This window comes from Janibacter sp. FSL W8-0316 (assembly GCF_038004165.1).
Classification (GTDB): Bacteria; Actinomycetota; Actinomycetes; order Actinomycetales; family Dermatophilaceae; genus Janibacter; species Janibacter indicus.
In genome coordinates this window covers 2160699-2180738 of record NZ_JBBOQX010000001.1, presented here as the reverse complement: position 1 = coordinate 2180738, position 20040 = coordinate 2160699, and the positions used below count along the sequence as shown (strand labels likewise).

Sequence of the window (20040 nt, the reverse complement as noted above, 5' to 3'; positions counted from 1 at the left end):
TTCACTGTCCGGCCGGGCCGCGTCGGGGTCAAAAGACCTCAAAAACCCCTCAGAAGGCCCCGGGTGAGTGCGGTCGCACGACACCGCGGGTAGATTGGTGGACCTGAGGGTAGAAGGGAGTCGACGATGGGTCTGAACATCAAGAACCAGCGTGTCCATGACCTCGCGAGGGAGGTCGCGCAGCGCACGGGCACCACGCAGACGAGCGCGATCGAGGAGGCTCTGCAGCGCAGGCTGGAGGCGCTGCGGGCGGCCGATGACGACGACGCCCGCCGCCGGCGGCTGCTGCGTCTCATGGACGAGATCGAGTCCGACACGACGGACGCGGACCGTGCCCGGACCGCGCAGGTCCAGGAGGAGCTCTACGACGACCGTGGGCTGCCGGCGTGATCGTCGATACGTCGGTGCTCGTCTGCATCCACGACGGTGAGCCCGAGGCCCGCCGCTACCTGGAGGTGCTGCTCGACGAGCCCTCGCCACGCATCTCCGCCGGGTCGCTCCTCGAGGCCTCGATCGTCCTCGACGCGCGCCAGCCCCTGCGGACCTCTCGACGCCTCGACCGACTCGTGGCCGACCTGCGCCTCGACGTGGTGCCGGTGGACGAGCAGCAGGTCAGCGCTGCGCGAGCGGCCTACCGCGACTACGGCAAGGGGTCCGGGCACGCGGCCGGGCTCAACTTCGGCGACTGCTTCGCCTATGCCCTGGCCGCCACGACGGGAGAGCCCCTGCTCTTCAAGGGAGACGACTTCACCCACACGGACGTGCTGCCCGTGGTGTGACGCAGGGCCTCACACCACCGAAAAATCGGCCATCATCATCCGGTCCTCGTGCTCGAGGTTGTGACAGTGCAGGACGTAGCGCCCGCGATAGCCCTCGATCGGCACGAGCACCTCGGCGCGCGAGGTCGGGCCGACGTCGATCGTGTCCTTCCAGACCGGCGCGCCGTCCTGCTCGACCGGGAAGCCCACGAGGTGCGCGTGCACCGGGTGGTGCACGTCGGTCGTGAAGCGCCACCTCTCGAGGGTCCCGAGGCGGGGTCGGGCGATGTCGACCCCCGGCCGGTAGGGCTGGTCGTTGACCGTCCACATCGCGAGGTTGCCGCCGCCGCTGCCGTCGCGACCCCCGCCGCTGCTGCCACTGCCCGTGCTGCCACCGCTCGACCCGTGCGACCCGTGCCCTTGACCACGCGCGCCGAGCGAGAGCTTGAAGTCGCGCGTGACGACGACGTCGGCCGGGTCGAGCTGCTCGATGCTCGCCAGCCGTGAGGGCACGCGCGAGTCGTCCTTCGCCCGGCGCGCCACGTCGAAGCGCAGCACCTCACCCATCGCCGCGTCGTCGAGACGGTTGACGAGGGTCACCTGAGAGCCGACCTCGTGCTCCGAGAAGTCGACGACGACGTCCGCGCGCTCGGCCGGTGCGAGCGTGAGGGTGGAGCGTCGGTGCGGACGGGTCATCAGGCCGAGGTCGGTGCCGACCTGGACGAGGTCACCGCCGGGGTCGAGGGCCAGCTCGAGCCGACGGGCGTTGCAGGCGTTGAGGATGCGCAGTCGGTAGCGGGCGGCGTCGACGTCGGTCCGCGGCCAGGGCGCTCCGTTGACGAGCATGACGTCGCCGAGCAGGCCGCCGTGGTAGCGCGAGTCGATGACGCCGTCGGTCACTGGGTAGACCAGCTCCGCGTCGTCACCGAAGCTCCGGTCGGTGATCGCGAGGGTCAGCTCGCGCTCCTCTCGCGGCAGTCCGAGGTCCTCCTCGGCCGGGTCGCGCAGCACGAAGGCCCCGGCCATGCCGGCGTAGACATTCGGTCCCGTGAGGTCCATCGCGTGGTCGTGGTACCAGAGTGTCGCCGCGCGCTGGTCGAGCGGGTACTCGTAGACCCGCGAGGCGCTCGGCTGGACGAAGTCCGTCGGATAGCCGTCGTGCTCCGGCGGCACGACGCCGCCGTGCAGGTGGTTGACGATCGGGACGTCGAGCTCGTTGGCCACGGTCAGGTGCAGCGGGACCCCCTTCGTCGCCTCGATGGTGGGTCCGGGGAAGAGGCCGTCGTAGCCGGCGATCTCCGTCGTGCGCCCGGGCAGGATCTCGACTCCCTTGCGCCGCACCGTCACTCGCGCCCGACCGTCACGATCAGGACGAAGGGGGGTCAGCCGCGGCAGGTCCGTGCTGAAGGGTCGCGGCAGGGGGACCGAGCTCGTGAGGAGGGTCCCGGTGGACCCGCCCGGCGAGGTCATCGCGATGCCGCAGGCGGTGAGGGCGACGCCAGAGACGATGCCGCCGGAGAGGCCGAAGAGCTGGCGACGGGACAGGCTCATCGTCGCACCCCCCTCGCGCCGCGGGTCCACGGCCAGATCGCCAGCCACAGGGCGAGCGCCACGAGGGCGACGCCGAGCGGGACGTGCAGGACGAGGAGGCGGGTCGAGCCGAGCGCCACCTGCATCGTCGTGAGGAACCCGAGGGCCACCGAGGCCGCGACCAGCCACCAGTGCCGACCGACGACTCCGAGGGCCAGGCCGCACACCCCCGTCATCCACGTGACGACGACGAGGATCCCGCCGGTGATGAGGTGCACGTCGAGCGCCGCCCACGTCCCCTGGAGGAAGGAGCCGATCGAGATCGGTTGCAGCACAAAGGCGATCGCCTGCGGCAGCATGACCAGTCGGGTCAGCCACAGCAGCGCGGTGTGCAGCCCGGACCGGGGTGCGGCCGGCGGCGCAGAGGGGGCGAGGGTGGGCGTCGTCATGGTCTTCGACGCTATGGAGCGGCGCGACCGGCCACCATGGGCCGGGCACCCCAGGGCGAAGGGGGGATCGCCCCCACCTCGCCCACCGCTCCCTGAGGTGCGAGGCCGCTCGCGGCCGAGCCTCGAAGGGTGGGGCTTGACCCTCACGCGACGTGAGGCACCACGCTCATCCCATGACCAACGCGCACACTGGCCTCATGGAGGCGTTCACGGTGGGGCAGGTGGCCGAGACCTTCGGCGTGACGGTGCGGACGCTGCACCACTACGACGAGGTCGGGCTGCTAAACCCGAGCGAGCGCACTCCGGCGGGCTACCGGCTCTACACCGGTGAGGACCTGCAGCGGCTGAGCACGATCGTCGTCTACCGGCGGCTGGACTTCAGCCTCGAGGAGATCGGTGAGCTGCTCGACGCCGACGGTGCCGAGGTGATCGACCACCTGCGGCGGCAGCGCGAGGAGGTCAGGGCCAGGGTGGCGGAGATGACCGACCTGGTCGACGCGATCGAGCACCGACTGGAGGCAGAGATGGACAACCAGCCCGCGAAGACCGAGGACCTCAAGGAGCTTTTCGGCGACGGCTACCAGGAGGAGTACCAGGACGAGGCGGAGCGCCGCTGGGGCGACACGGACATGTGGAAGCAGTCCCAGGAGCGCACGGCCCACTGGACCAAGGAGGACTGGTCCCGCGTCAAGGAGCAGGTCGAGGACTTCGAGTCGCGCCTGGGTGCCGCGGTCCGCGAGGGCGTGGCCGTCGACGGCGACCGCGCGGCGGGGCTGGCCGAGGAGCACCGCGCGAGCATCGGGCAGTACTACGACTGCACGCACGAGTTCCAGGTCTGCCTGGCGCAGATGTACCTGTCGGACCCGCGCTTCACCGAGCACTACGAGCAGATCGAGCCCGGCACGGCGCAGTGGCTGCACGACGCGATCGTTGCCAACGCCGCCAACGCTGGCTGACCGAGCGTGCACAAGAGGTCGTCCTGAGGCGCGGACGTGGCTGCGAGTGCCACGAGATGCACCAGGACGACCTCTTGTGCACGCCGTCAGTGACGCGCGGCCGCCGAGGCGAAGCCCAGCCAGGTGTGCCGGTTGCCCGCCCAGCACCAGCCGACCTTGGGCGCGCCCTTGCGCTCACGCCCGTCGCGGCCGGTGCCGTTGCTGATCCAGATGGCGGGGGTGCGGGCGTCCAGGCCCTTGGCCTTCGGCTTGCGGGAGGCGATCGTCATGAAGCACCGGTTGCGCTCGAGCCGCTCCGGCTCCTGCAGCAGCCAGCTGATGCCCTCGCTCACCGTGAGCGGGTGGCGGCCGCGCTCGCGGATCGCCGGCAGCGCCTCGTCGGGTGACCAGCCCGCCATCTCGTCACCGCGCTCGATGTCGGTGATCCAGTAGAGCGGTGCATCGGGCACGACCTCATCGGGCCGCGGCACGAAGTCGGCCAGGTCGGTCATGTCCGTCACGACGAACCCGGGCTGGTCCCCCTTCGTCAGCAGCGGGGCGAGGTCTGCCGCCGGGACGAGCGAAGGGGAGACCACAAGCATGCCGTCGCTCTCCGGGGCGTCGGGGACGAGGTCGGCGAAGGCGGTGGCGGTGAGGCCGGCGAGGTCGTGGACCCCGAGGGCGATGAGGCGGGCGGTCTCGGCGGTGGCATCGGCAGTCATCGGTGGCGGAACGCGCCCCGGCCGCCATTCCTTCCCCGAGCATGTCGAAGAGCGCCCCGCGGCTCCGACGTCAATGGTGTCATGGCCAGCAGGCCGCATCCCGAGGCCGCCCCGGCGGCAGGAGGCACCACCATGAAGTTCGTCATCCTCGTCCACTCCACGCCCCAGCCCTGGGGACACCCCACGGGCGACTACGTCGCCGCACACCAGGCGCTGCCGGCGCAGCAGCGCGAGCAGATGGAGCGCGACTTCGAGCAGCTGCTCACCGAGATGCAGGAGGCGGGCGAGCTCCTCGGCGGCGAGGCCCTCGGCGACCCGGCGACGGCGCGGCTCTACCGCTGGGCCGACGGCGAGCCGATCGCGACCGACGGGCCCTACGCCGAGACCAAGGAGCAGTTCGCCGGCTTCTTCCTCGTCGACGTCGCCGACCGGGAGCGGGCCGAGGAGCTCGGTCGGGCCTTCGCGGGTCCCGGCGAGACGATCGAGATCCGTCCGACGATGTGGCCCGGCGGCGAGGAGCAGTGACCGGGGCCGAGGACGTCTGGCGGCAGCACACCGCCGACGTCCTCGCCGCCCTGCTGCGGCGCAGCGGCGACTTCGGGGCCTGCGAGGACGCAGTCCAGGAGGCGCTGCTCGCCGCGGCGGAACAGTGGCCGCGCGAGGGCCGGCCCGACGACCCCAAGGCGTGGCTGGTCCGGGTGGCCTCCCGCAGACTCATCGACGCCCAGCGCTCCGCGGGTGCCCGTGAGCGCCGCGAGGAGGGCGAATCCCGCTCTGCCGCACCGCTGCTCGAAGGGAGCAGGACCGCCGTCGGCGACCCCGGAGCCGTCGTCGACGGGTCGCCGGCCGATGACGACACCCTGCGGATGGCGATGCTCTGCGCCCACCCCGACCTGTCCGATGCCTCCCGGGTGGCGCTCACCCTGCGGGCCGTTGCCGGCCTGACGACCGCACAGATCGCGGCCTGCTTCCTCGTGCCCGAGGCGACGATGGCGCAGCGGATCAGCCGGGCCAAGGCGACGATCAGGGCGAGCGAGACTCCCTTCGCCCCGCCGACGCAGGAGGACGCGACGGCGCGGCTGCACGCGGTGCGGCACGTCGTCTACCTCGTCTTCACCGCCGGGCACACGACCGCTGCCGGTGACGCGCTCGTCGACGTCGACCTCCAGCGCGAGGCCCTGCGCCTTGCCGAGCGGCTCCACCGGGTGCTGCCGCGTGATCCCGAGACCGCCGGCCTGCTCGCCCTGCTGCTCGTCGACCACGCGCGGGCGGCGGCCCGCCAGGACGCGGCCGGTGACCTCGTCCCGCTCGACGCCCAGGACCGCGCGCTGTGGGACCACGACGCCATCGCGCGCGGCGTGCGGATCGTCGAGGAGGCGCTGGTGCGCGGGGCGGTCGGGCCCTTCCAGCTGCAGGCGGCGATCGCGGCGGTCCACGGCGAGGCGCCGACCGCGCAGGAGACTGACTGGGAGCAGATCGTCGTCCTCTATCGGATGCTCCTGCGCATCGCACCCTCGCCGGTCGTCCAGCTCAACCTCGCCGCGGCCGTCGGGATGGCGCAGGGGGCGGCAGCCGGTCTGGCCGCGCTCGAACCGCTGCTCGAGGACCCGGCGCTCGCCCGCGGGCACCGGGTCCACGCCGTCCACGCCCACCTGCTTGAGCGGGCAGGTCGACGCGAAGAAGCCTGTGCCGCATACCTGCTCGCGGCTAGCCGCACCCAGAGCATCCCCGAGCAGCGCTACCTCAACCGCCGTGCTGGCCACCGCCAGGGTTTATCGGGTGACCCGAGAGAGCCCGGCTTTGCATGAGTCCCAAACCCTTGCGAAGCCGGGGATTTCCGGGTCACCCGAGAATCGCGGGACTCCTGAGGGGTTGACAACGTACAACCATATGGCGGGGGAGCAGTCGGTGTCCGCCCTGGCCGCCGACTACCCGATGAGCTTCGCCGCCGTGCAGAAGCACGTGGCGGTGCTCGAGCGGGCGGGGCTGATCACCAAGCGCCGCAGCGGACGAGAGTCGCTGGCGAGCGGGGACGTCGAGGCCGTGCGTGCCGGCGGTGCCCTGCTCGCCGAGCTCGAGGCCGTGTGGCACGGCCGGGTCGCGGGGATCGACGCCCTGGTGGCCAACGACAGCACCACCCCCACCGCATGACCCACACCCAAGAGGTCACCATGCCCATCATCGACGTCACCACCGACCTCGACACCCGCACCCTCGTCATGACGACCGAGTTCCCCGTCAGCGTCGAGCGCCGCTGGCAGGTGTGGGCCGACCCGCGCCAGCTCGAGCAGTGGTGGGGGCCCGAGGGCTACCCGGCCACCGTGACCGAGCACGACCTCACCCCCGGCGGCACGGTGAGCTACCACATGACCAGCCCGGAGGGGGAGAAGTTCCCCGGCGGCTGGACCGTCGTCGCCGTCGACGAGCCGCGCCGGCTCGAGCTGCGTGACTACTTCGCCGATGCCGACGGCAACCCCGTCGACACCGCCCCGACCTCGACGATGGTCGTCGAGTTCGTCGCCGTCGACGGTGGCGCGCGCATGGTTGTGACTTCGTCTGCTGAATGGCGGGGTTCCTCGGTCGCTTCGTGGCGGGGTCAGGTGACACCGATGACCAGGGTGCTCTGTGCGGCTTCGATGACGTCGTTGGTGATGGTGTCGAGTTCGTTGATCTTCAGGACCCGCTGGATCTGGGGGAAGAGGCGTTCGAGGAGCCGGAAGTTGCCGCGGGTGATCCGTGCGATGGCTGCGATGGCTTGGGCGCCGGTGAAGTCGTCGGGGTCGAGGGTCTTGCCGAGGGATCGCCAGTGTCGCTCGAGGACGAACAGCAGTTCGTCTTGTCCCAGGGGCCGGTACTGGTGGGCGAAGCCGACTCGGCTGTAGAACTGGGGGTAGTGGCTGAACTGCTTCTCCAGGCCGGGCATGCCGATCAGGATCAGGGCGATGTCGTAGCGATCGCGCAGCAGTTCCAGAGCGGCAGGCGTGCCGTCGTTCCTCTCGATAAGTAGCGGTGGTGTCCGGTGAGGGTTCCCCTTACGGGCATGCGATCTGGGCTGACGCCTGTGACCGAGTGTTCAGTGCGCGCTGTATAGTTCAGTCCATGCTGACTATTGCTTCGCGTCTCGACGTGATGAACCGCCTGGGTCGTGCACTGGCCGACCCCACTCGATCCCGGATCATCTTGACCCTGCTCGACCATCCCGCTTACCCGGCGGAACTGGCCCGAGATCTGGACCTGACACGCCCGAACGTGTCCAACCACCTGGCATGCCTGCGCGATTGCGGGATCGTCGTCTCCGAGCCCGAGGGTCGTCGGACACGATATGAGATCGCCGATTCGCACCTGGCGCAGGCGCTGACGGCACTGGTCGATGCCACCCTGGCAGTGGACGAAGACGCCCCGTGCATCGATCCCGCCTGCTCGCTTCCCGGATGCGACGCAGCTGGGGAGGGCGCATGATCCTCACCTCGGTCTTGCAGGCGATGGGCCTGTTCGCAGCGACCAACATCGACGACATCATCGTGCTCTCCCTCTTCTTCGCGCGAGGGGCAGGCCAGCGCGGCACTACCGCCCGCATTCTGGCCGGCCAGTACCTCGGATTCGTCGGCATCCTCGGTGCCGCGGTCCTGGTGACCATCGGTGCCGGAGCATTCCTGCCCTCGGCAGCCATCCCGTACTTCGGTCTCATCCCTCTGGGCCTCGGCCTCTGGGCCGCATGGCAGGCCTGGCGCGGAGACGATGACGACGATGACGACGAGGCCAAGGTTGCCGGCAAGAAGGTCGGCGTGTGGACAGTCGCAGGCGTCACCCTTGCCAACGGCGGCGACAACATCGGCGTCTACACCCCTGTCTTCCTCAGCGTGGAACCTCTCGCAGTAGTCGCCTACTGCATCGTCTTCCTCGCGCTCGTCGCGGTCCTGGTGGCCCTGGCAAAGTTCGTCGCCACCCGCCCCCCGATCGCCGAAGTGCTCGAACGCTGGGAGCACATCCTCTTCCCCATCGTTCTCATCGGCCTCGGCATCGTGATCCTCGTCAGCGGCGGAGCCTTCGGACTCTGACGTAGCGGCAGCGATCCAAACGGTCCCGACCGGGCGCACCCCTCTCGGTTCAGACCGCGACACCTACCTGCAGCCAGTCCTGCGTGATCGCGGCAACAAGACCGCCACGGAGCGCTGCAAAAACCCCGCCACCAAGCGAACGAAGCCACACGCATGGTCAACACCTCCACCTGGGAGTCCGCCGACGACATGCAGAAGGTGCTCGACATGGGCGTCGTCGAGGGCTCGACGTCCGCGGTCAGCCAGCTCGACGCGCTGCTCGCCGCCTGAGCGCGGCCAACGATTCACCCACCGTTCGCCCGGAGGACCCGTGAGGGTCGCCCCGGGCGAACACCTGCTTGCTGGACTGCGGGCGTCCCCTCGACCGATCCCAGGAGTCCCCATGTCCACCCCCGCCCCCATCGACCGCCGCACCCTGCTCGGCGGCTCCGCCGGCGCCCTCGGCCTGCTCGTCGCCGGCAGCTCGGCCCCCTTCGCCGCGCACGCCACCGCCGCGCAGACCACCCGCCTGGCCGCCGGCTACGGCCCCCTTCGTCCCGCCGGTGAGCTGCTCGCCCTGCCGCAGGGCTTCAGCTACACGGTCCTCGCCGAGTCCGGCACGACCACGGTCGGCGGCTACGCCGTGGCCGGCAGCCAGGACGCGATGGGTGCCTTCGCCCGTGCCGGCGGCGGCTCGACGATCGTTTGCAACCACGAGATCGGTGGTGCCGACGACGGCGCCGTCCCGCACGTCGACGGACTGGTCTACGACCGCGGGGCGAAGGGGGGAACCTCCACCCTCGTCGTGGACGCCGACAACACCGTGCTCGAGCACTACACCTCGGTGGCCGGCACCGTCGACAACTGCGCCGGCGGCATCACGCCGTGGGGCACGTGGCTGACCTGCGAGGAGACCGACGAGCGCGCCGGCACCCACGAGGACGATGGCGTCACCTACACCTTCGAGCAGGACCACGGCTACGTCTTCGAGGTCGACCCGACCAGCCAGGCGGCCAACATCGGCAAGGCCAACATCCCGCTGAAGTTCCTCGGGCGCTTCGAGCACGAGGCCGCCGTCGTCGAGGAGGCGACCGGCCGGATCTACCTCACCGAGGACGCCGACGAGCCCAACGGCCTCTTCTACCGCTGGACCCCGCCCGCCGGCTACCGCCAGGGCAAGGGCGCACTCCACGTGCTCGCGGCCGACGGCGCCGTCGAGGTCGGCACCCTCGAGGCGCTCGTCGCCTTCGAGCGCAACGGCGCCCACGTCACTGACCTGTCGAAGGCGACGAAGACCAACACCACCTACACCGTGCGCTGGGTCGAGGTCCCCGACCGCGACGCTCGGGAGACCCCGATCCGTGAGCAGCTCGCCGACGACGAGGTGACCCGCGCGCGCAAGCTCGAGGGTCAGTGGTGGGGCGACGGCGGCGTCTACGTCGTCTCGAGCTATGCCCGCAGCGACGACGGCTCGCTCCACGAGCACGACGGCCAGGTGTGGTTCTTCGACCCCCGCAAGCAGACGATCACGCTGACGACGATCTTCGCGGTCAACGAGGACGGCGCCGGCGTCGACGGCCCGGACAACATCACCGTCTCGCCCCACGGTGGGCTCGTCCTCGCCGAGGACGGCGAGGGCGCGTCGCAGCTCATCGGCGTCACCGACCAGGGCAAGGCCTACCGCCTCGCGCTCAACCTCGTCGACGACAGCGAGTGGGCGGGCCCGACCTTCGACGCTACGGGCACGACCCTCTTCGCCAACATCCAGGGCGACCCGGGCCGCACCTTTGCGATCACCGGGCCGTGGGGTCGTCCGTCCAACGCCCGGGAGTCGGCCCGCGGCTGACCCCCTTCGCGCTCAGCAAGAGAAACCCGCGGTTCGCAAGAGTTTCAAACCTTTGCGAACCGCGGGTTTCTCGGGTCACCCGGAAATCGTGGGGTCGATGGGGTGCCAGGGCCGGTCCGGTCGGGTCTCGACCGGGCTGGCCCCCACCCGCACCGCGTAGACCGGGGGCGGGCCGGGCTCGGCGACGCCCAAGTAGTCGTGGCCGGTGATCCGGCACCACGCCGGCAGGTCGATGGGCGCCACCGGGTCGGTGGTGCTCAGGTGCACGATGCTGCCGGCGGGCAGCTCGGTGACCCGCGCGCGCAGCAGGACGAGCAGCCGCGCGCAGGACAGGTCGCCGCCGTCGATGGTCTCGGCCGGCTGCTCCGTCGCGTCCACTCAGCCGATGGCGGAGCGAAGGGAGGTCAGCACCCGCTCGTCGTCGGGCGTGACCTGGGGGCTGAAGCGGGCGAGCGGCGTCCCGTCGGCGCTGATGACGAACTTCTCGAAGTTCCACCGGATGTCGCCGCTCTCGCCGGCCTCGTCCGGGGTGTCGACCAGGCCCGCGTAGACGGCGTGGCGGCCGGGGCCGTTGACCTCGACCTTTTCGCTCATGGGGAAGGTCACGCCGTAGGTGGCGGAGCAGAACTCGGCGATCTCCTCGGCCGTGCCCGGCTCCTGCCCGCCGAACTGGTTGCACGGCAGCCCGACGACGGTGAACCCCTGCGGGGCGTACTCCTCGTGCAGCGCCTCGAGCGCGGTGTACTGCGGGGTGAGGCCGCACTTGCTGGCGACGTTGACGAGGAGCGCCGGCCGGCCGCCGGTGAGGTCGCGCAGCGTGCCGGGGGTGCCGTCGAGGCGGGCGATGGGGGCGTCGAGGAGACTCATGGCCCGACGATAGACCGTCGGGTGTCGAGGCTCCTTCGTCGCACCTCCACCAGCGGGGTCGCCGTAGGCTCGGGCCATGCCCGCGCTCGCCGCCCTCGTGGTCGTCACCCTCGTCCACCTGGCATCCCAGGCGGTGGACCCGGGGGGTGTGCTCGCCGACCTCACCCAGGTGCTGCTCATGCCCGTGCTCGCGTGGCTGCTGTGGACCACCACCCCGGACCCGAAGTCGCAGCTCGCGCGTCTGGCCCTCGCGGCGCTCGGCCTCTCGTGGCTCGGCGACACGCTCCCGCGGTTCTTCGAGGACGGCAGCGACGCTGGCTTCTGGGCGATGGTCGTGCCCTTCCTGCTCGCCCAGATCGCCTATGCCGCAGCCTTCCTGCCCTTCGTCGACCGGAGCATCGCGCGCACCCGACCGGTCCTCGTCGCCCCCTGTGTCGTGGCGGTGCTCGCCGTGCTGGTCTTCACCGCGCTGTGGACGGGAGCGATCTGGCCGGTCCTCGTCTACGGGGCCGCCATCGTCACCATGGCCGTCCTCGCGACCGGACTCGACCGGGTCGCGACGGTCGGCGCCGTCGTCTTCCTCGTCTCCGACGGGCTCATCGCGCTGCGCACCTTCGCCCTCGTCGAGCTGCCGCTCCACAGCGTGCTCGTCATGCTCACCTATGTGATCGCCCAGTTCCTCCTCGTCGCCTCGATCGCGCACCACGACCGGGCGGCCCGACCGCTGCGGGGCTGAGTGCGCAGCCACCGCGTCGCCGACATCGCCGAGCAGGCCGGCCTGTCCGAGGCCACCGTCGATCGGGTCCTCCACGGCCGGCCGGGTGCCAGTCCCCGCGCCGTCCGCGCGGTGGAGCAGGCGGTCGCCGAGCTCGACCGGCAGGCGAGCGCCCTGCGCCTGGGGGCACGCTCGCTCGTCCTCGACGTCGTCATGCAGGCTCCCGACCGCTTCAGCGGAGAGGTCACGGCGGCGCTGGAGTCCCAGCTGAGCGGGCTGCGGCCGGCCGCCGTGCGCGCCCGCTACCACCTGCGGGAGTCGGGCACGGTCGACGACGTCGTCGCCACGCTCGAGGGCATCGGGCGAAGGGGGCGGACCAGCCACGGCGTGCTCCTCAAGGTCCCCGACGAGCCGGCCGTCGCGGCCGCGATCGACGACCTCGCCGACCGCGGGGTCCCCGCGGTCACCCTCGTCACCGACGTGCACGGATCGCGGCGCATCGCCTATGCCGGGCCGGACCACGTCTCGGCCGGCCGCACCGCCGCGCACCTCGTGCAGCACTGGGGCAGAGGCGATCTCGCGAGCGTCCTCGTCACGCTGAGCCGCTCCTCCTTCGTCGGGGAGCGGACCCGGGTCGAGGCCTTCGTCGAGCAGATGAGCGCCACCGCACCGCACGTCGAGGTGCGCCGGGTCGCCGATGCCGACGGGCTCGACGCTGCGACCGCGGCCGTCGTCGCAGCCGAGCTCGAGGACGTCACGGCACCCCTCGGGGTGTACTCCGTCGGAGGCGCCAACCGGGCGATCCTCGCGACGCTCCGCGCGAAGGGGGTCCCCCCTTCGGTCTACGTCGGGCACGACCTCGACGCCGACAACCTCGGGCTGCTGCGCACGGGCGAGATCGACCTCGTGCTCCATCACGACCTGCGCGAGGACGCGCGCGCCGCGATCACCGCTGTGCTCCAGCACCACCGGCTCGTCCCGGGGGCGCCGACCTCGCTCGCGTCGGGGGTGCAGGTCGTCACCCGGCACAACATCCCCGCGCGGATGGTCCGGGGGTCGGCGTGAGGCACGAGGGCTACCTGCCGGGCAGCAGCGGCTACCGGCGGATCGTCTGGTCGCTCTTCGCGGCGGGACTCGCGACCTTCACCCTGCTGTACTCGACGCAGGCACTGCTGCCGGACCTGCGGCGCGACTTCGACGTCTCGACGGGTGCCTCGACCCTCAGCGTGTCGCTGGCGATGTTCGGCATCGGCGCCGGGTTGCTCATTGCCGGTCCGCTCTCCGACGTCGTCGGACGCACCTGCCTGATCCACCTCTCGCTCGGGGCCTCGGTCGTCATCGGCTTCGCCTCGGCGCTCGCGCCGACCTGGGAGGCGCTGCTCGCGCTGCGCTTTGCGGACGGCTTCGCGCTCGCCGGGCTGCCCGCGGTCGCGACGGCCTACCTGCGCGAGGAGCTGCACCCCTCGAGCCACGGGCGCGCCGCCGGGCTCTACGTCGGGGGCACGGCCTTCGGCGGGATGTCGGGCCGACTCGTCTCCGGATTCGGCGCGGAGCTGGGCGGCGGGTGGCGCTGGGGCATCGCCGCGACGGTGCTCGTCGGCCTGGCGTGCGCGGTCCTCGTGCGGCTCGCACTGCCGGCCTCGCGGGGCTTCGAGCCGGCGCCGGGCAACCCGCGTGCGCTGTCGGCGATGACCCGACGGGCCCTGTCGGACCCGGCGCTGCTCGCCCTCTACGCCATCGGCGGCTGCTCGCTCGGGGCGATGGTCGCGCTCTTCAACACCATCGGCTTCCGGCTGGCGGATCCCCCCTTCGCGCTGGGGATCGGTGCGGCGAGCCTCGTCTTCCTCGTCTACCCGCTGGGGACGGTCAGCTCGACGTGGTTCGGCGACCTCGCCGACCGTCACGGCCGGCGCACGGTCATCCCGATCGGGGCGGCCGTCGCGATCGTCGGGGCGCTGCTCACGCTGCCCGACGTGCTGTCGCTCGTCGTCGCCGGGATGGGCCTGCTCGTCATCGGCTTCTTCGCCGTGCACGGGGTGGCGAGCGGCTGGGTGCCGCTGCGGGCCCACCTCGGCGGGACGAGCGCCGGCCAGGCGGCCTCGCTGTACCTCTTCACGTACTACCTCGGGTCCGCGGTCTTCGGCACCGCCTCCGGCGCCGCGTGGACCCGGGCCGGCTGGCCGGGCTCGGTGGCGCTGTCCGTGGTGCTCATGCTGCTCGTCGTGGTGCTGGCGGTGCTGCTGCGGCGCACGCCGTCGCTCGTGCCCGGGGTGCGCTGACCGGGACCGGGGCCCGGCAGGGTGGGCCGGCGCGGGCCGCTACGCCCCTGACTCGTGCCGTGAATCATGATCCACGGCACGAGTCAGGGGCGTAGCCCTCGCAAGGACCCCGCACTCCCCGCGGCTACTCGTCGGCCGGGTCCTCGACCGGTGTGCTGACCATGAGGCAGGTCGCGACGCTCACCGCCGCGGCCACCGCGAGCATGACGAAGGCGGCCTGGACGCCCGAGGTGCGCTCGGCCGTGCTCGGGTCGGACCCGGCGACGAGGGACATGACGGCGATGCTCGTCGCGGTGCCGGCGGCGCCGAAGACCTGCTGCGAGGAGCCGAGCAGCGCCGACCCGTGGGCGTGCAGCGAGTGCGGCAGCGACCCCAGGCCCGCGGTGAAGAGCGGGGTGAAGAGCAGGGCGAGCGAGAGACTGAGCAGCACGTGCAGGATGAGCACGGTCCACATGCCGACGTGCGGCAGCAGCACGGCGAAGAGCGTCAGCGACAGGGTCATGCCGACCGCGCCGGGGACGACGAGGCGTCGGGCGCCGATGCGGTCGTAGAGCCGTCCGATCGACGGCCCGAGCAGGCCCATGGCCAGGCCGCCGGGGATGAGCAGCAGCCCGGTCTCGAGGGTGCTCAGGCCCAGCCCGCGCTGGAGGTGGATCGGCAGCAGGATGACCGAGCTGATGAGCGCGGCGAAGCCGAGGCACATCGTGACGAAGGCACCGGTGAAGCTGCGGTGCCGGAAGGCGCGCAGGTCCATGAGCGGGTCGCCGGTGCGAGCGAGGGTCAGCTGTCGCCAGGCGAAGACCGCGAGGGCGAGGGCTGCGACGCCGGCCGCGAGGAGGGGGTCGACGACGGGCTCGGGAGCGGGACCCCCTTCGCCGCCGTGGCCGCCACCGAGGCTCGATAGGCCGTAGACGATGCCGCCGAAGCCGACGACCGCCAGGGCGACGCTCGGCAGGTCGAGGCGGCTGTGCTCGCGCTCGCCGGTGTCGGGCAGCAGACGCAGGCCGAGGGCGAGGGAGGCGGCGGCGATCGGCAGCACGGCGAGGAAGATCAGCCGCCACGTGCCGAGCTCGAGCAGGACCCCGGAGACGGCCGGGCCCATCGCGGGGGCGACGGCGATGACGAGCGAGACATTGCCCATGGTGCGGCCGCGGTCGGCGACGGGCACGAGGTCCATGAGGGTGGTCATGAGCAGCGGGATCATCACCGCGGTGCCGCCGGCCTGCACGACGCGGGCGGCGACGAGCACCTCGAAGGTCGGGGCGGCCGCGGCGATCGTCGTGCCGACCGTGAAGAGGCCCATCGCCAGGGCGAAGGTGCGCCGCGTCGCCAGGCGTCGCATGATCCAGCCGGTCATCGGGATGACGACGGCCATCGTCAGCATGAAGGCAGTCGTCAGCCACTGCGCGGAGGTCTCGACGACGCCGAAGTCGTCCATGAGCCGCGGGATGGCGTTGTTCATGATCGTCTCGTTGAGGATCACGACGAAGGTGGCCACCGTCAGCACGCGCAGGATCAGCGTCGTCTGGGCAGGGGTGGTCACGGGGTGCGGCGCCGCCGCGGTGATGGGCATGTCCTCCATGGTCCGCCAGCCCACCGGCAGCGACCAAATGCCTTGTGACCGGCGAAGGGGGGTGCTCCTGTCGGTCAGCAGGAGGAGACTGGATGGCATGTGCCGAAACATCCGACAGCTGCACAACTTCGAGCCCCCGGCCACGACCGACGAGGTACGCGCCGCCGCCCTCCAGTACGTGCGCAAGGTGAGCGGGTCGACGAAGCCGAGCCAGGCCAACCAGGCCGCCTTCGACGAGGCGGTCGAGGAGATCGCGCAGGTGACCCAGCACCTGCTCGACCACCTCGTGACCAATGCGCCGCCGAAGGACCGCGAGGTCGAGGCGGCCAAGGCCAAGGAGCGGGCGCGGGCCCGCTACGAGCGCGCCGGCTGAAAGCTCCCGGGACCCGTGTGACCGGGCGGGCCGTCCGGCGATACGGGGCTTGCGGGATCGGCCCCGATGTGTCGCGGAGCACGTCGTGGTCTGTGGATGGTGGACTGGCTGAACTTTTTGGGGTCCACACCTGTTCCTCGGTGTTTGCGCAGGTCAGAGGCGGTGTCGGCGCTGGTACGGACCGGAGATCCACAGACTTGTCCACGGGCTGTGCACAGACCAGTGGCGCGTCGTCCACACCCGGTCCACACCTCTGTCCACAGGGCCGTTTGGCGTTGTCGGCACCGGGTGCGACAGTGCTCTGACGTCCCCTCGCGGGGGCGTGCGGACCCCCCCTTCGGCCGGGTCCGGTGCAGGAGACGGAGGGTAGCCCGGGTGACGACGTTCGAGCAGGACACGAGGTCATTCGGCGACTCTGACTCCTACTCGTCCAGGCCTCCCGCCGACCGGCTGCCCCCGCAGGACCTGGGCGCCGAGCAGTCGGTCCTCGGCGGCATGCTGCTGTCGAAGGACGCGATCGCCGATGTCGGTGAAGCGGTGCGCGGGCACGACTTCTACAAGCCGGCCCACGAGCTGATCTTCGACGCGGTCATCGACCTCTACAGCCGCGGCGAGCCGGCCGACGCGATCACCGTCTCCGACGAGCTGAGCAAGCGCGGCGATCTGCAGCGCGCCGGCGGCCAGGCCTATCTGCACGACCTGATCCAGTCGGTGCCGACCGCGGCCAACGCCGGCTACTACGCGCAGATCGTCGCCGAGCGGGCGGTGCTGCGCCGCCTCGTCGAGGCCGGGACCAAGATCGTCCAGATGGGCTACGCCCAGGGCGGCGGCGACGTGGAGGAGATCGTCAACGCCGCGCAGGCCGAGGTCTACACCGTCGCCGAGAAGCGTGGCGGCGAGGACTACGCCCCACTGTGGGACACGCTCAACGAGACGATGACCGAGATCGAGGTCGCCGCCGGTCGCACCGACGAGATGACCGGTGTGCCGACGGGCTTCACCGACCTCGACGAGCTGACGCACGGCCTGCACCCGGGGCAGATGATTGTCGTCGCGGCCAGGCCGGCAATCGGCAAGGCGCTCGCCCTCGACACCCCGCTGCCCACTCCGACCGGCTGGACGACCATGGCTGAGGTCGCCGTCGGTGACCAGCTCATCGACGCCGAGGGCCGGGCGACGACTGTCGTTGCGGCGACCGAGGTCATGACCGAGCGGCCCTGCTACGAGGTCGAGTTCTCGGACGGCTCGGTGATCGTGGCGGATGCGCAGCACCAGTGGCAGACGACGGCCGCGGTGCGCACGACGGAGCAGATCGCGGCGACGCTGTCGGAGCGTCACGAGGTGGCCTTCGCGGAGGCGCTGGACCTGCCCGGGGCCGAGGCGATCGAGGGCGCGTACGCCCTGGGTGTGGCGATGGGACGTGACTGCTCGGGTCGCGCCGAAGTTGAGCCCGAGGTCGCGATGTGGCTGGCGGGCGATTTTGACGCTACGCCGCTGCTCCGTACGGCGGGTCAGGACGAAGGGGGGATTGCCCTCGTCCTCCGCGCGGACCGGTCGTCGCGGCGCTCCGTGCTTGCCGGCCTCGTCGATGTCGCGGGCTCGGTGGACGACGCGGGTCGCGTCGTCGTCGACGGTCTGAGCAGTGCGAGCCAGCGTGACGTGACCGACCTCGTGCGCGGTCTGGGATTCCGCGTCGACGAGGTGAGTGGCCACGCGGTGGCCTTCAGCGCGGACGCCGACATCTTCCGGGTCGAGCGCCTGGCGATCCGGCACAAGGAACTGCGCGGGCCCGTCATGCCGCGGGTCATCACGGACGTCCGTCGCATCCCGTCGGTCCCGGTGCGCTGCGTCGAGGTAGACAACGCGGACCACCTGTACCTCGCGGGTCGCTCGATGGTCCCGACCCACAACAGCACGCTGGGTGTGGACATCGCCCGCGCGGCGGCGATCCACCACCAGATGGCGACCGCGATCTTCTCCCTCGAGATGAGCCGCAGCGAGATCACCATGCGTGTCCTCGCGGCCGAGGCGAGCATCCAGCTGCAGCACCTGCGGCGCGGCAAGATGAGCGACCCCGACTGGCGCAAGCTCTCCCGGGTTGTCGGCCGAATCAGCGACAGCCCGCTCTACATCGACGACTCGCCCAACCTCGCGCTCATGGAGATCCGGGCCAAGGCGCGGCGCTTGAAGCAGCAGCACAACCTCAAGCTCATCGTCATCGACTACCTGCAGCTGATGACCTCGGGCAAGAAGGTCGAGTCCCGCCAGCAGGAGGTCTCCGAGTTTTCCCGAGCCCTCAAGCTGCTGGCCAAGGAGCTGCAGGTGCCGGTCATCGCGATCTCGCAGCTGAACCGTGGTCCCGAGCAGCGCACCGACAAGCGTCCGGCGATGAGCGACCTGAGAGAATCAGGCTCTATTGAACAGGACGCAGACTTGGTTATACTTCTCCACCGCGATCGAGACCCCGGGTCCGAGCGCGAAGGGGAGGCCGACGTCATCGTGGCCAAGCACCGAAACGGCCCGACCGCCGACATCGTCCTCGGTTTCCAGGGGCACTACGCCCGCTTCTCCAACCTTGCCAAGGACTCGGGCGGGTTCTGATTGTAGAGAGGGGGCCTAGTTTGTACAAACGGCTCTGTACATTGTTTACGGCCACTTGCGGCGTGTCGTTAGGAGTTTCGCCCACGGCGTGGTATTGGAGCGCCAGCGTTCGATAGTGTCGCTGTGCAGACAAAGTTCGAGGGCGTCCCGTTGGCCCGGGACGCCCTCGTGAACAACTACCTGATCCCTTGGCTGGGTGGCAGGAGGAGTCGTTGTGTCCACAGTAGATGTTGCTACGCCGGAAACTCAATCCGTGGGGCCCGAGTGGTCCTTCGCGATCGAAGACCGGGTCGCCGCGGGTTGGGACTGGAGCCTGGGCCCGCCGAATGTGCGACTGCTGCGGTCGGTGAGGCAGGTTCGCTCGTCGACGTACTCCAGGAACGTTCCCGTGCACGCGATCTCGATGACGACCGGGGACGAGCTCACCTTGGAGTCGGGTCTGGAGCATCAACTGATGATGTCCCTGGATCGGGACCGGCGCGTCTCGTGGTTGGTGGCCCAGCCGTTCCTGCTGACGTGGTCGCCGAAGAAGTCTCACTACCCCGACTTGATGAGCGAGACCATCGATGGCGAGGTGACGGTCTGGGATGCCCGACCGGTCGAGATGCAGGACATCGACTTCACCTGGAAGGCCGAGCAGACCGCCAAGGCCTGCGCGGCCCGCGGATGGGAGTACCGAGTCTTCTCGGGGCTGTCCCGGGCCGAGGAGGTCAACTTGCGGTGGTTGTCGATGGCTCGTCGGGAGCAGCCGTGGATGCCGGCCGCGACAGTGCGCCTGCGCGAGCTCACTCGCGACTCTGCTGTGACCTTCGGCCAGGTCGCCGCCACTGATGATGGCGGCTACCTGCTCTCGACCATGTGGCACCTGGCATGGCGCGGTGATCTCGAGCTCGACCTTGCGGGCCGCTGGGGAGAGGACACGCCCCTGGTGTGGGCGGGTGCGCAGTCATGAGTGCGCGTGTCGCGCTGCATGAAGGGGCCACCATCTTGGGGCAGGACGGACCGCTGGTGGTGGTGGGTGTTCGTCCGCTCAGCATCCGGGTGCAAACCATTCACGGCGACGTCGACGACGTCCGGTTCGAGGATCTTGAGGTCGCTACGGGGGTGTTCAACGGCCGTGTTGACGCCGTGGTGGGTCCATTCCGCCACCGGTTCACACACACAAGCTGGTGATATCCAATAGTCACATTCGACATCAGTTCTCGCAGTCGCCAGGATTTTAGGGGAAGGCGTTCAGCTTTAGGCATAGCTTGCCTTCCCAACGTAGCCAGCCACGCCACTACGCCCGCCGATACCAGCATAAATTCCAGCATATCCATCACGAATCTCCCCGAACTATCTATCTACGTGCCCGT

The 20040-nt window shown here is 70.6% G+C and carries 22 protein-coding genes and 2 pseudogenes; 17 read left to right on the top strand and 7 right to left on the bottom strand.

Going from position 1 to position 20040, the window contains the following annotated elements:
- The first annotated feature begins 126 nt into the window (after positions 1-126).
- Both NYE39_RS10710 and NYE39_RS10705 read left to right on the top strand, forming a co-directional pair.
- On the top strand, positions 127-390 hold the full coding sequence (locus tag NYE39_RS10710) for a type II toxin-antitoxin system VapB family antitoxin (RefSeq protein ID WP_072625982.1): 264 nt from the start codon (positions 127-129) through the stop codon (positions 388-390).
- Positions 387-779 (top strand): type II toxin-antitoxin system VapC family toxin, encoded by a 393-nt coding sequence (locus NYE39_RS10705; protein ID WP_084451100.1) that lies wholly within the window; start codon positions 387-389, stop codon positions 777-779. The genes NYE39_RS10710 and NYE39_RS10705 overlap by 4 nt, the downstream gene beginning before the upstream one ends.
- A gap of 9 nt (positions 780-788) precedes the next feature.
- On the opposite strand, the gene NYE39_RS10700 is transcribed toward NYE39_RS10705, so the two are convergent.
- Together NYE39_RS10700 and NYE39_RS10695 are read right to left on the bottom strand one after the other, a co-directional pair.
- Complete coding sequence (locus tag NYE39_RS10700) at positions 789-2309, bottom strand: multicopper oxidase family protein (RefSeq protein ID WP_341012659.1); 1521 nt, start codon at positions 2307-2309, stop codon at positions 789-791.
- Complete coding sequence (locus tag NYE39_RS10695) at positions 2306-2737, bottom strand: hypothetical protein (protein WP_084451101.1); 432 nt, start codon at positions 2735-2737, stop codon at positions 2306-2308. The genes NYE39_RS10700 and NYE39_RS10695 overlap by 4 nt, the downstream gene beginning before the upstream one ends.
- A gap of 173 nt (positions 2738-2910) precedes the next feature.
- On the opposite strand from NYE39_RS10695, the gene NYE39_RS10690 reads away from it, so the two are divergent.
- Positions 2911-3693, top strand: a complete 783-nt coding sequence (locus tag NYE39_RS10690) for a MerR family transcriptional regulator (RefSeq protein ID WP_341012658.1) — start codon at positions 2911-2913, stop codon at positions 3691-3693.
- An 86-nt stretch (positions 3694-3779) separates the two neighbouring features.
- Here NYE39_RS10690 and NYE39_RS10685 read toward each other — a convergent pair whose 3' ends face one another.
- Positions 3780-4394, bottom strand: a complete 615-nt coding sequence (locus tag NYE39_RS10685) for a DUF5701 family protein (RefSeq protein WP_341012657.1) — start codon at positions 4392-4394, stop codon at positions 3780-3782.
- 132 nt (positions 4395-4526) lie between these two features.
- Between NYE39_RS10685 and NYE39_RS10680 the strand changes: the two genes are divergently transcribed.
- The 4 genes and pseudogenes from NYE39_RS10680 to NYE39_RS10665 all read left to right on the top strand — a co-directional run.
- Positions 4527-4919 (top strand): YciI family protein, encoded by a 393-nt coding sequence (locus NYE39_RS10680; RefSeq protein WP_341012656.1) that lies wholly within the window; start codon positions 4527-4529, stop codon positions 4917-4919.
- Positions 4916-6202: an RNA polymerase sigma factor gene (locus tag NYE39_RS10675; RefSeq protein WP_341012655.1), complete on the top strand. Its 1287-nt coding sequence runs from the start codon at positions 4916-4918 to the stop codon at positions 6200-6202. The genes NYE39_RS10680 and NYE39_RS10675 overlap by 4 nt, the downstream gene beginning before the upstream one ends.
- A gap of 100 nt (positions 6203-6302) precedes the next feature.
- Positions 6303-6545 (top strand): transcriptional regulator, encoded by a 243-nt coding sequence (locus tag NYE39_RS10670; RefSeq protein ID WP_445667072.1) that lies wholly within the window; start codon positions 6303-6305, stop codon positions 6543-6545.
- Positions 6542-6955 (top strand): annotated as a pseudogene (locus NYE39_RS10665) (SRPBCC family protein); the annotation flags it as partial. The gene NYE39_RS10670 and the pseudogene NYE39_RS10665, both read left to right, overlap by 4 nt.
- Positions 6956-6990: 35 nt before the next feature.
- Here the strand turns inward: NYE39_RS10665 and NYE39_RS10660 are convergent.
- Positions 6991-7374: pseudogene (locus NYE39_RS10660) on the bottom strand (AAA family ATPase); the annotation flags it as partial.
- Between the two features lie 119 nt (positions 7375-7493).
- Here NYE39_RS10660 and cmtR point away from each other — a divergent pair.
- The 3 genes from cmtR (at position 7494) to NYE39_RS10645 (ending at position 10277) form a co-directional block, all read left to right on the top strand.
- Positions 7494-7853 (top strand): Cd(II)/Pb(II)-sensing metalloregulatory transcriptional regulator CmtR, encoded by a 360-nt coding sequence (cmtR, locus tag NYE39_RS10655; protein WP_006590980.1) that lies wholly within the window; start codon positions 7494-7496, stop codon positions 7851-7853.
- Positions 7850-8452, top strand: a complete 603-nt coding sequence (locus NYE39_RS10650; RefSeq protein WP_007925754.1) for a cadmium resistance transporter — start codon at positions 7850-7852, stop codon at positions 8450-8452. The genes cmtR and NYE39_RS10650 overlap by 4 nt, the downstream gene beginning before the upstream one ends.
- A gap of 382 nt (positions 8453-8834) precedes the next feature.
- The gene (locus NYE39_RS10645) at positions 8835-10277 is read left to right on the top strand and encodes an alkaline phosphatase PhoX (protein WP_341012653.1); all 1443 of its coding nucleotides are present in this window, start codon (positions 8835-8837) and stop codon (positions 10275-10277) included.
- 75 nt (positions 10278-10352) lie between these two features.
- Here NYE39_RS10645 and NYE39_RS10640 read toward each other — a convergent pair whose 3' ends face one another.
- Positions 10353-10655 carry a sulfurtransferase TusA family protein gene (locus tag NYE39_RS10640; protein WP_185221148.1) on the bottom strand — a complete coding sequence of 101 codons (303 nt, stop codon included), beginning with the start codon at positions 10653-10655 and terminating at the stop codon, positions 10353-10355.
- Entirely contained in the window at positions 10656-11144 is a 489-nt protein-coding gene (locus NYE39_RS10635; RefSeq protein WP_341012652.1) for a glutathione peroxidase, read from the bottom strand.
- A gap of 76 nt (positions 11145-11220) precedes the next feature.
- On the opposite strand from NYE39_RS10635, the gene NYE39_RS10630 reads away from it, so the two are divergent.
- Genes NYE39_RS10630 through NYE39_RS10620 form a run of 3 tightly spaced genes read left to right on the top strand, consistent with a single transcriptional unit; the run spans position 11221 to position 14138 of the window.
- Positions 11221-11880, top strand: a complete 660-nt coding sequence (locus NYE39_RS10630) for a lysoplasmalogenase family protein (RefSeq protein ID WP_192911159.1) — start codon at positions 11221-11223, stop codon at positions 11878-11880.
- On the top strand, positions 11881-12924 hold the full coding sequence (locus tag NYE39_RS10625) for a LacI family DNA-binding transcriptional regulator (protein ID WP_341012651.1): 1044 nt from the start codon (positions 11881-11883) through the stop codon (positions 12922-12924).
- Entirely contained in the window at positions 12921-14138 is a 1218-nt protein-coding gene (locus tag NYE39_RS10620; RefSeq protein WP_341012650.1) for an MFS transporter, read from the top strand. The genes NYE39_RS10625 and NYE39_RS10620 overlap by 4 nt, the downstream gene beginning before the upstream one ends.
- A gap of 124 nt (positions 14139-14262) precedes the next feature.
- On the opposite strand, the gene NYE39_RS10615 is transcribed toward NYE39_RS10620, so the two are convergent.
- Complete coding sequence (locus NYE39_RS10615) at positions 14263-15711, bottom strand: DHA2 family efflux MFS transporter permease subunit (protein WP_341012649.1); 1449 nt, start codon at positions 15709-15711, stop codon at positions 14263-14265.
- Positions 15712-15808: 97 nt separating this feature from the next.
- Between NYE39_RS10615 and NYE39_RS10610 the strand changes: the two genes are divergently transcribed.
- The 4 genes from NYE39_RS10610 to NYE39_RS10595 all read left to right on the top strand — a co-directional run bounded on the left by NYE39_RS10610 (position 15809) and on the right by NYE39_RS10595 (position 19858).
- Positions 15809-16084 (top strand): DUF2277 domain-containing protein, encoded by a 276-nt coding sequence (locus NYE39_RS10610; RefSeq protein ID WP_072625968.1) that lies wholly within the window; start codon positions 15809-15811, stop codon positions 16082-16084.
- Between the two features lie 375 nt (positions 16085-16459).
- The gene (gene dnaB, locus NYE39_RS10605) at positions 16460-18685 is read left to right on the top strand and encodes a replicative DNA helicase (RefSeq protein WP_445667071.1); all 2226 of its coding nucleotides are present in this window, start codon (positions 16460-16462) and stop codon (positions 18683-18685) included.
- A gap of 328 nt (positions 18686-19013) precedes the next feature.
- On the top strand, positions 19014-19637 hold the full coding sequence (locus NYE39_RS10600) for a TnsA-like heteromeric transposase endonuclease subunit (RefSeq protein WP_341013408.1): 624 nt from the start codon (positions 19014-19016) through the stop codon (positions 19635-19637).
- Positions 19634-19858 carry a hypothetical protein gene (locus tag NYE39_RS10595; protein ID WP_341012648.1) on the top strand — a complete coding sequence of 75 codons (225 nt, stop codon included), beginning with the start codon at positions 19634-19636 and terminating at the stop codon, positions 19856-19858. Before NYE39_RS10600 ends, NYE39_RS10595 begins: the two co-directional genes overlap by 4 nt.
- The last annotated feature ends 182 nt before the right edge of the window (positions 19859-20040 follow it).